Origin of the sequence: Streptomyces roseus, from assembly GCF_001044425.1 — a bacterium.
Classification (GTDB): Bacteria; Actinomycetota; Actinomycetes; order Streptomycetales; family Streptomycetaceae; genus Streptomyces; species Streptomyces roseus.
In genome coordinates this window covers 45,511-55,044 of sequence record NZ_LFML01000039.1, presented here as the reverse complement: position 1 = coordinate 55,044, position 9,534 = coordinate 45,511, and the positions used below count along the sequence as shown (strand labels likewise).

The following is a 9,534-nucleotide window of genomic DNA, read 5'->3' as shown; positions in this document are numbered from 1 at the left end:
GGCACAACCGGCACACGGGAACACCCACCACCCGCTCGCTGATCGCCTACGACCACTGACCCGAGCACTTCGGACTTACTCGTCTAGCGCGGGTCCTGCGCGAGGATCCGCTCCATGTTCCGCTCGGCGAGCGCGGTGATGGTGACGAACGGGTTCACCCCGAGCGAGCCCGGGATCAGGGAGCCGTCGACGACGTACAGCCCCCGGTGGCCCTTGACGCGCCCGAAGTCGTCGGTCGCGTCGCCGAGGACGCAGCCGCCGAGCGGGTGGTACGTGAAGTTGTCGGCGAAGTTCCTGTTGTCGCCGAACAGGTCGTACCGGTAGATCGTGAAATTGGCCCGGTTGATCCGGTCGAAGAGGTTCTTGGCGGCCTGGACCGACGGGGTGTTCTGGTCGCGGCGCCAGTTGAGCCGCGCCGAGTCGGTGGCCGCGTCGTACGTGAAGTGCCCGCGCTCGGGGTTCTTGGTGATGGCCAGGTACATCGAGATCCAGTGCTCGAAGCCCATCGGCAGCGGGGCGATCTCGGCGAACACCGGATTGGCGGCGTTGTCCCAGTCGTCGATGCCCAGGGCGGGCATGGTGGCCTGGTTGCAGCCGACCGTGTCCCACAGGTGGTTGGCCCGGGCGGTCATGATGTTGCCGTTGTGGCCCCAGCCGAGCCCGACCTTGTCGCTCAGCCCGGGCAGGGTGCCCCGCTCCCGGGCGCGCAGCAGGATCTCGGTGGTGCCGAGACTGCCGGCGCCGAGGAAGAGCTGTGCGCAGCCGAGTTCCCTGACCTGGGTGACCTTCCCCGTCAGATCGCTGGTCTGCACGGTGACCACGTAGCCGCCGGCCGGGTCCTGACGCACGCCGACGACGCGCTGCATGGTCTCGATGGTGACGTTGCCGGTGCCGATCGCGGCCGCGAGGTAGGTCTTGTCGACGCTCTTCTTGCCGAAGTTGTTGCCGTAGATGACCTCGCCGGCGAGCGCGGAGCGGGTGGCGGTGCCGGCGGCCTCGCGCTGCATGTACGCGAAGTCGTACACGTTGGGCACGAAGGTGGTCTTCAGGCCGGTGTTGTGGGCGTGCTTGCGGGAGATCCGGGCGAAGCGGTACCACTCCGTGGACTCGAACCAGGCAGGGTCGATGTCGCCCACGCCGAGCATGGCGCGGGCGCGCGGGTAGTAGGTGCCGTACATCTCGTCGGCGTCGACCCGGGGCAGCACCTCGGTGAAGTACGAGCGCCGGGGGGTGGGGGCCATCCCGCCGTTGACGAGGGAACCGCCGCCGACGCCGCGGCCGACGTACACGGACATGTCGCCGTGGTTCACGCGGTCGAGCACTCCGGGGTAGGGGCTGATGTCCCGGTTGACGACGTCGAGCCAGAGGAACTGGGCGAGCGGGGCCTCGGTGCGGGTGCGGAACCACATGGAGCGCTGGTCGGGCGCGGAGGTGGAGGGGAAGACCTTGCCGTCCGGGCCCGGGGTGTTCCAGAGGCGTCCCATTTCGAGGACGACGGTCCGGACCCCGGCCCGGCCGAGCCGGAGGGCGGCCACGGCCGAGCCGTAGCCGGAACCCACGACGATGGCGGGGGCGTACTGGGCTGCCGGAGGCTCGGCGGCTGCCGCCGACTGGAGCCCGATACGGGTGAAGCCGAGGGCCGCGGCGGTCTGGAGGGCGCCGATGCCCAGGAAGTGACGGCGCGTCAGCTGAGGTGTCATGGCCGCATCATGGGCGGAATCGGGCCGTCCACCCAGAGGCGGCGCTGACAGACATCTGAGGAACAGTCAGGTGTGGCGGAGGATCACGGCCCTGCGGCCCCGGCGGTCACAACAGGGCGCGCAGGCGCTCGGCCAGCAGGTCCCAGCGCCACTTCTCCTCGACCCAGGCGCGGCCCCGCTCCCCCATGCGGCGGCGCAGCTCCGGGTCGCGGAGCAGCGCGATCACGCGGTCCGCCGCGTCCTCGGGGACGCCTCCGCGGACCACCCAGCCCGTCTCGCCCTCCAGCACCGCGTCCGGGGCCCCGCCCGAGTCGCCGGCGACCACCGGCAGGCCCGTCGCCGAGGCCTCCAGGTAGACGATGCCGAGGCCCTCCACGTCCAGTCCGCCCCGCCGGGTCCGGCACGGCATCGCGAAGACGTCCCCGGCGCCGTAGTGCGCGGGCAGTTCGGCCCACGGAACGGCGCCCGTGAAGACCACCGAGTCCGCGACCCCCGTGGAGACGGCCAGCTCCCGCAGGTCCGCCTCGTACGGGCCCCCGCCGACCACCAGCAGCACGGCGTCCGGCACCGCGGCCAGGATCCGCGGCATCGCCTCGATCAGGGTGTCCTGGCCCTTGCGCGGGACCAGCCGCGAGACGCAGGCCACCACCGGCCGGTCCGTCAGCCCCAGCCGGGCCCGGACCCCGGCCCCGCCCGACCCGGGGTGGAAGGTCTTCTCGTCCACTCCCGGCGGGAGCTGCACCATGCGCGCCGCGGCCCGGTCCGTCAGGGCCGAGGCGATCCGCGAGCGCGTGTACTCGCCGAGGTACGTCAGCGTTTCCGTGCCCTCGCCGATCCGGCGCAGCAGCTGCCGCGCCGCCGGCAGCTGGGCCCAGCCGGCCTCGTGCCCGTGGGTGGTCGCCACGATCCGCGAGGCCCCGGCGCGGCGCAGCGCGGGGCCCATCAGCCCCAGCGGGGCCGCCGCCCCGAACCACACCGACTCGCAGCCGTGCTCGCGCAGCAGTCCGACGGCCCGCCGGGTCACCCGCGGGGTGGGCAGCAGCATGGTCGTACGGTCGCGGACCACCGGGAAGGGCTGCTCGGCGTCGAAGGCGGCGGTGGCCTCGCGGCCTTCGGCGCCGTGCTTCCACGTGGAGGCGTAGACGACGATCCGGTCGGGATCCAGCCGCAGTGCCATGTTGTGCAGGAAGGCCTGGATGCCGCCCGGTCGCGGCGGGAAGTCGTTGGTCACGATCAGGGTCTTGTGCATCGCCTGCCGACAGTACCGGACGCCCCCGCGCGGCCCCGCCCCAGCCGCCGCACGCCCCTACGGCGCGCCCAGCTCCTGGCGCAGACTCGCCTGCCAGGCCAGGGTCAGGCCGGGCGGATCCCCGCCGATGGTGTCCGCCAGGGCCGTCGCCAGGGGCTCGCGGCCCGCCCGTTCGTACAGGCGCACCAGCGTGGCGTCGCCCCACTTGGCGGCGATGAGCCGGCAGGCCAGCCAGGCGCCCTCGTACGCGCGGGCCAGCGCCTGCGGGTCGCCGCCGAAGGCGAACTCCGCGTCGCCGGGGAGCGTCGCGGGCAGTTGCCCGCCGCGGACCGCCCGGCCCAGCGCCGGGGCGGCCTGCTGCGCGGTGACGGCGCCGCCGCGGTACGCCGCCCAGTCCGCGAAGCCCTCCGACAGCCACAGCGGGGTCCTGGCGGTGGTCGCGGCCCGGGTGGCCACGTGCGTGACCTCGTGGGTCAAGACGATGCCCCGGCCCGCCGCGCTGAGCTCCGCCCAGCCCTCCGGATTGACGACGACCCGGTCGGCGGGGGCCTTCGCGGCGCCCGCACGGCCCGTCGTGACGGCCCCCATGCCCCGGTACTCGGCGGCCGGCCGCCCCAGCAGCTCCGCCATCCGCTCCAGGGAGCCCGGCACCAGCACCACCACCCGGCCCGCCCATGTGCCCGGCCAGGCGGCGCTCGCCGCGGGCACGGCCCGCTCGGCCTCCGCCGCGATGTCGGAGAGGTCCCGCGCCGGGCGGCCGACGCCGAGCACCAGCGCGTGCGCGCCCCGGACCACCTCCACCGGCCCCTGGTCCCACAGCTGCGGCAGCGCGCCCGGCGCCGGCCGGTCGCCGGTGACGTGCCACCGCCCGCCGTCCGCGCCGTCCCGGCTCAGCAGCACCTCGCGCGCCGAGTCGGCCGGGGCGGCGTCGTAGCCGGTGAGCCGGTAGCGCAGGGCGGCGCGGGCGGTGGCCCGGTCGCCGTCCCTGCGGACCGCGGTGACCTCGTACGCCCATCCCTCCAGCGGGATCCCGGCGAGCTGCGCGGGCGGGGTCAGCGACCAGGCGGCGACGGCCTCCCGGACGTCGCCCTCGGCCCGGTCGCGTACCGCGGGCGCCCCGCACGCCGCGAGCAGCACGCACAGCAGGAGCGGCAGGAGCGGCAGGACGCGTACGGGGAGGGGCCGGGGAACCGGGGGCATCCGACGATCGTACGCACGCCCCGCGCGGCGCAGGGGTCAGGGACGGGTCACGGAGGAGACGGGCATCATCCCGACCGGGTCGTAGCGCACCCGCGCCCCCGGGTACGGCGCGTGGATCACCTGGCCGTTGCCGACGTACATGCCGACGTGGCTGGCGTCGGAGCGGTAGGTGACCAGGTCGCCCGGCTGCGCCTGCGAGAGCGGGACCTGGCGGCCCGCGTACCGCTGGGCCTGCGAGGTGCGCGGCAGGGAGACGCCCGCCTGCCGGTACGACCACACCATCAGCCCGGAGCAGTCGAAGCCTGAGGGCCCGGTGGAGCCCCAGATGTACGGGCGCCCGAGCGCGGCCCGGGCGGCCATCACGGCGGTCGCGGCGCGGGACGAGGAGGGGCCGGGCGCGTTCGGCTCGGGCAGGCCGTCGGAGCGCCCGCCGGAGCGCGAGGCCCGCTCGAACTCGGCCCGCTCCTGGCTGGGCATGGCGCCCAGGAGCCGGCGGGCGGCGGCCAGCTTGGCCGTGACGGCGCGCTTCTGGCGGGCCACGTCGGCCCGGACGGCGTCGAGTTCGGCGAGCTTCCCGGCGGCCTCGTGGCGCTGCTGGGCCAGCCGCCGCTGCTCTTGGCGCAGTTCGTCGAGCTGCCAGGTCTGCCGGTCCGTCAGCCGGTTGAGCTGGGAGGCCCGGTCGAGGTATTCGTCCGGGTTCCCGGACAGCATCAGCTCGACGGTGGGGTCGATGCCGCCGGAGCGGTACTGGGCTCCGGCGAAGGTGCCGAGGAGGCCGCGCATGGTGTTGATGCGGTCCTGGCCGCGGGCGAGCGCGTCCTGGGCCCGGTCGATCTCGGTGCGCAGCTTCTCGGCCCGCTCGCCCGCGCGGTTGTAGCGCTCGGTGGCCTGTTCGGCCTCCTCGAAGAGCCGGTCGACCTGGGCGCGGGCACCGCCCGCCGGCTCCTGCGGCAGGGTGGGCGCCGCGGTGGCCGTCGCGCCCGTCAGGGCTGCCGCGGCCGTGGCGGTGGCCGCGGCGACGGTCAGGACGGTGACCTTGGAGTTCCTGTCGAGGCTGCCGAGTCCTGGCCGACGATGGGACGCCATGGGAACCGCTCCCTTCCGCTGCGCGGGACCGGATCCGCCCCCGTGGACGGCCGTGTGCCGGGTTCCGCGCTGGCAGACAGTAACCGCGCCGCCACGCACCGGCCAACGACCCCCCGCGGGCGGACACGACGACGCCCCACCGGAGACGCAGGTCACCGGTGGGGCGTGCGGTCACAGCGGGGCCGCGGAATTCGCCCGGATGGGCGGTGTGCGGCGCGGCGCGGGGGACGCGGGGCGAGGTCAGCTGACGCGGACGCCGAACCCGCCCTTGCGCTCGAACTCCGAGAGGGATCCGTACAGGACGCCTGCGGTCGGGTTGGCGGCGTGGAACACCTTGCCGTTGCCCGCGTACAGGCCCACGTGCTGAAGGTTCCCGTAGAAGACCAGGTCGCCGGGCTGGAGCGCGCTCAGGCTGATCCTCGCACCGTCGTTGACCTGGTCGAAGGTGGTGCGGCCGATGCCGATGCCCGCCTGCCGGTAGGCCCACTGCGTGAGGCCGGAGCAGTCGAAGGCGGTCGGGCCGGTACCGCCGCGGACGTAGGCCATGCCGTTCTTGGTCACGGCGGCCCGCAGCGCGTCCGCGGCCCGGCCGGATCCCTTGACGTTGCTGAGCTCGGCCTGTTCGGCCGCGCTGCCGCCCGCCTTCTTCGCCTCGTCCTTGAGCGCCGCGCGGTCCTGCGCGGTCAGGGTGTTGAGGAGGGCCTGGGCCTCGGTGAGCTTGTCCTGCGAGGCCTTCTTCTTCTCGCCGAGCTCCTTGCGGGTGGCGTCGAGGTCCGCCAGCTTGCCGGCGGCCTCCTGCCGCTGCTGCGCGAGCGAGCGCTGCTTGGCCTGGATCTTCTGGACCGCCTCGACCTGCTTGCCGCTCAACTGCTCCAAGGTGGAGGCCTTGTCGAGGTAGGTCTCGGGGTCACCGGAGAGGAAGAGGGCGACGGACTGGTCCATGCCGCCGGTGCGGTACTGGGCGCTGGCCATCGAACCCAGCGTGCTGCGCAGCTGGTTGAGCTCGTCCTGGCCGCGGGCGACCTGGTCCTGGAGCTGGCCTATCTCCTTCTCCAGGGTGTCCTGGCGCTCCTTGGCCCCGTTGAACTTCTCTGTGGCCTGCTCCGCCTCTTCGTAGAGGGCGTCGACCTTGGCCTTGACCTCGTCCTTGTTCGGCTGTGCCGGAGCGGCGGAGGCGCCGTGTGCGGAGAGGGCGACGGCCGCGGCGGCCGTGGCGGTCAGCACGGTCACACGCGTGCGGGTCGGCTGCTTGGGTCGACGGTGGGACGCCACGGAGACGAGCTCCTTCTTCCTGGAACCGCCGAAGAGAACGTGACTCGGCGACACCTCCGCCGGCACCCCGAATGAGTGACCTACCGCACGAAGGTTTGACCCGACCCTAGTGACCTCGCTGTGATCACTTCAAATCCTGTCGGCAAAAAACTTCGCCGCCGACCAGCTTCTTTACCTACAGCCCACGCTCCGTGCAGGGCACTTGACGGTACGTTCCCTATAGCCCCTGCCAAATCGGGCATTGCACCGAGGAGTTACGAAACGCGCGAAAGCCGCTTCAGCAACAAAGCGGACGCCACGGGCCGGGCGCCGGCCTTCGCCACGCCGTCGGCCACCTCGCGGTCCGTGGAGACCACGACCACCGGCCGGCCGGGGGGCTCCGCGCGCACCAGCTGGCGGATGAGCTCGTCCGCCGTCACGCCCGGCTTGGAGAACAGCACCCGCACCCCGCGCGGCGGCGCGAGCAGCACCGGGGCCGCGAGCTCCGCGCCGTCGAAGACGCACGTCATCTCCGCGCCCGTCTGGGCGGCCAGCATCGACAGCCCGCCCAGCAGCCGCAGCCGCTGCTTCTCCAGCGGCATCGTCGGATAGCCGGTCTTGGTCACGTTGTACCCGTCGACCACCAGATGGGCCTGCGGCAGCGCCAACAACTGGTCCAGCAGCGCCGGATCGGTCTCCGACAGGGCGCGCGCCGCGATGTCCTTCGGGGTCATCCGGCCCGGCTCCACCGCCTCCACGGTGTCGGCCGGCCGCGTGGAGACGGGCGGCAGCGCCAGCTCGCGGCGCAGACCCTGGGCGGCGTCCAGGACGGTGTCCAGCAGCAGCCGCAGCCGCATGTCCTCCACGCTGCGGCCCTCGCGGGTGGCCCGGCGGGAGGTCTCCAGCGCCGTCTCCACCTCTGCGAGACGGGATTTGAGGCGCCTGGTCTCGCTCTCGGCGGCGGCCACCTGCGCGGCCGCCTCGCCCCTGATCCCGTCGATCTCGGCGGTGACCTTGCGCAGGGCCGCCTCGCCCCGCTTCACGTCGCTCTGCGCGCTGCGCAGCTTGCGCTGAAGCGATTCCGCTTCCTTGCGCGCCGCGTCCAGCTCTGTCCGCACCGTCTCGCCGCCCAGGCGCTGCGCGTCGCGCGCCTGGGCCAGCTCCTCGCGCAGCCGGTCCAGTTCGCGCCGGGTCTCCTCGCCGACCCGCTCGGCGTCGGCCCGCTGCGCCTCCTCGCCGGCGGCGGCCACCAGCTTCACCCAGCCGACCGGGCGCAGGACGTATGCGGCGGCCGCCACGTCCAGCGGGTCCGCGGCGGCGGGCGGGGCGCCGGACTCCAGGGCACCGGCCAGCTCGGCCTGTGCCTCGCGCAGCTTCTCGGCGACGCGCCCCCGGAAGACGGCGTCCGCCTCCACCGCCGCGGCCATGGCGTTGCCCGCGAACTTGGCGCGCCGGGTCGGGGTGAACCGGGCGTACTGGCGCAGTTGCGCCGGGAGGTCCGCGACCGTCAGCGCGCCGAAGGCGTCCGAGACGAGCGCGACGACCCGGCGCCGCACGCCCTCCGGCAGCGGGCGGTCGAGCACCTCGGCGGCGTCGCCGGCCGCGTCGGCCGGCTCAGCGCCGCTTGCTGGCTCCACAATCCGTCACCCCTACCGTCATTCACCTGTGGGCGGGGCTCCGTCAGGAGTCCGCGCCCGGCCTGTCCACGAGCTCGATCTGGTCCACCGCGTTGCACCAGCGGCAGCGGACCGATTCGATGGTCTCATTGACCACCTCGCGCTCCTCGACCTTGGGCTCCCCGGCGAGATCCAGGTGGACGTACTCCACGACCTTCGACGAACGAGTGACGTCGAAACGCGTGAGGTTGCCGCACAGCGTGCAGCGCCACCGGGTGGTGTCGGTCGGCAGGGGAACCGTCATCAGGCCGCTCTCTCCTTCGTAGCTCATTCAATTAAAGCCGCCGTCCGCGTCAATCGGCGGACCGCAGCACGTAACCCTACGGCCTGCCGGTCCTCTCGGCGGGTCCGTCTGGGTCATGCTCGATCGCCTGATCGTAAGGTGGCAGGTCCTCCAGGAGACCGCCCGGGGCCCGGTGGTCGTCCACGCGCTGATCGCCGGCTGCTGCGTGGTGTTCCTCTTCGGCCCCGCCTCGGGGCTGAATCCCTCGTACGGGACCGGCGAGCGGTTACTGGAGACGGGGACCGCGTACTTCCGGCACTGGGGCGTCGTACCGGACGAGCTCTTCACCGGCTCCGCGCGGGCCCTGCTGACGCCGCTCACCGCCCTCTTCGTACACGGCAGCTGGCTGCACCTGCTCGGCAACATGCTGTTCCTGTACGTCTTCGGCGTGATGACGCAGGAGCGGATGGGGCGGCAGGAGTTCCTGGTGTTCTACGTCTGTACGGGCTACCTGGCGCTGGCGGCGTACGCGGCGGCCAACGCCTCCTCCGCGCAGACGCTGGTGGGCGCCTCGGGCGCGATCTCCGCGGTGCTGGGGGCCTTCCTGTGCCTGTTCCCGCGCGCACGGGTGACGAGCCTGTTCCCGTTCCTGCTGTTCCTGCCGCTGCGCTTCCCTGCCTGGATGGTCCTGCTGTTCTGGTTCGCCCTCCAGTGGGTGGCCGCGCACCGCGCGGGCAGCGGCCCGGGGGTGGCGTACCTGGCCCACCTGGTGGGCTTCTCGCTCGGCTTCGCCTACGCGTGGGTGCGCTATCGGCGTGCGACTAGAGTGAAGCGACCAGCGACGGCCACCGAGGGAGACAGCCAGCCGTGATCACCGCGATCGTGCTCATCAAGACCAGCGTGGACCGCATCCCCGAGATCGCCGAGTCGATCGCCGCGCTGGACAGCGTCAGCGAGGTCTACTCCGTCACCGGCACGTACGACCTGATCGCCCTGGTCCGCGTGGCCCGCCACGAGAACCTCGCGGACATCATCCCGGGCCGCATCAGCAAGATCCCCGGCGTCGAGGCGACGGACACGCACGTGGCCTTCCGCACCTACTCCCAGCACGACCTCGAAGCGGCCTTCGCGATCGGCCTCGACGCGTAG

At 73.2% G+C, this 9,534-nt stretch carries 9 protein-coding genes; 2 read left to right on the top strand and 7 right to left on the bottom strand.

Annotated elements, in window-relative coordinates:
* Nucleotides 1-83 precede the first annotated feature (83 nt).
* The 7 genes from ACS04_RS10560 to ACS04_RS10530 all read right to left on the bottom strand — a co-directional run bounded on the left by ACS04_RS10560 (nt 84) and on the right by ACS04_RS10530 (nt 8,406).
* The gene (locus ACS04_RS10560) at nt 84-1,700 is read right to left on the bottom strand and encodes a GMC oxidoreductase (protein WP_048476296.1); all 1,617 of its coding nucleotides are present in this window, start codon (nt 1,698-1,700) and stop codon (nt 84-86) included.
* A gap of 106 nt (nt 1,701-1,806) precedes the next feature.
* Complete coding sequence (locus tag ACS04_RS10555) at nt 1,807-2,949, bottom strand: glycosyltransferase family 4 protein (protein ID WP_048476295.1); 1,143 nt, start codon at nt 2,947-2,949, stop codon at nt 1,807-1,809.
* A 57-nt stretch (nt 2,950-3,006) separates the two neighbouring features.
* Nucleotides 3,007-4,149 carry a hypothetical protein gene (locus tag ACS04_RS10550; RefSeq protein WP_048476294.1) on the bottom strand — a complete coding sequence of 381 codons (1,143 nt, stop codon included), beginning with the start codon at nt 4,147-4,149 and terminating at the stop codon, nt 3,007-3,009.
* Between the two features lie 36 nt (nt 4,150-4,185).
* On the bottom strand, nt 4,186-5,235 hold the full coding sequence (locus ACS04_RS10545; protein WP_048476293.1) for a C40 family peptidase: 1,050 nt from the start codon (nt 5,233-5,235) through the stop codon (nt 4,186-4,188).
* 240 nt (nt 5,236-5,475) lie between these two features.
* Nucleotides 5,476-6,507 carry a C40 family peptidase gene (locus ACS04_RS10540; RefSeq protein ID WP_048476300.1) on the bottom strand — a complete coding sequence of 344 codons (1,032 nt, stop codon included), beginning with the start codon at nt 6,505-6,507 and terminating at the stop codon, nt 5,476-5,478.
* A 254-nt stretch (nt 6,508-6,761) separates the two neighbouring features.
* Nucleotides 6,762-8,126, bottom strand: a complete 1,365-nt coding sequence (locus ACS04_RS10535; RefSeq protein WP_048476292.1) for an NYN domain-containing protein — start codon at nt 8,124-8,126, stop codon at nt 6,762-6,764.
* A 40-nt stretch (nt 8,127-8,166) separates the two neighbouring features.
* Nucleotides 8,167-8,406 (bottom strand): hypothetical protein, encoded by a 240-nt coding sequence (locus ACS04_RS10530; RefSeq protein ID WP_008738811.1) that lies wholly within the window; start codon nt 8,404-8,406, stop codon nt 8,167-8,169.
* Nucleotides 8,407-8,521: 115 nt separating this feature from the next.
* Between ACS04_RS10530 and ACS04_RS10525 the strand changes: the two genes are divergently transcribed.
* Both ACS04_RS10525 and ACS04_RS10520 read left to right on the top strand, forming a co-directional pair.
* Nucleotides 8,522-9,256 carry a rhomboid family intramembrane serine protease gene (locus tag ACS04_RS10525; protein ID WP_048476291.1) on the top strand — a complete coding sequence of 245 codons (735 nt, stop codon included), beginning with the start codon at nt 8,522-8,524 and terminating at the stop codon, nt 9,254-9,256.
* Nucleotides 9,253-9,534, top strand: coding sequence for an Lrp/AsnC family transcriptional regulator (locus ACS04_RS10520; protein WP_008738815.1), 282 nt, complete (start codon nt 9,253-9,255; stop codon nt 9,532-9,534). The genes ACS04_RS10525 and ACS04_RS10520 overlap by 4 nt, the downstream gene beginning before the upstream one ends.

Coding starts and splice junctions, on each gene's coding strand:
- ACS04_RS10560 (WP_048476296.1), bottom strand. CDS start 1,700: ATGACACCTCAGCTGACGCGCCGTCACTTCCTGGGCATCGGCGCCCTC.
- ACS04_RS10555 (WP_048476295.1), bottom strand. CDS start 2,949: ATGCACAAGACCCTGATCGTGACCAACGACTTCCCGCCGCGACCGGGC.
- ACS04_RS10550 (WP_048476294.1), bottom strand. CDS start 4,149: ATGCCCCCGGTTCCCCGGCCCCTCCCCGTACGCGTCCTGCCGCTCCTG.
- ACS04_RS10545 (WP_048476293.1), bottom strand. CDS start 5,235: ATGGCGTCCCATCGTCGGCCAGGACTCGGCAGCCTCGACAGGAACTCC.
- ACS04_RS10530 (WP_008738811.1), bottom strand. CDS start 8,406: ATGACGGTTCCCCTGCCGACCGACACCACCCGGTGGCGCTGCACGCTG.
- ACS04_RS10525 (WP_048476291.1), top strand. CDS start 8,522: ATGCTCGATCGCCTGATCGTAAGGTGGCAGGTCCTCCAGGAGACCGCC.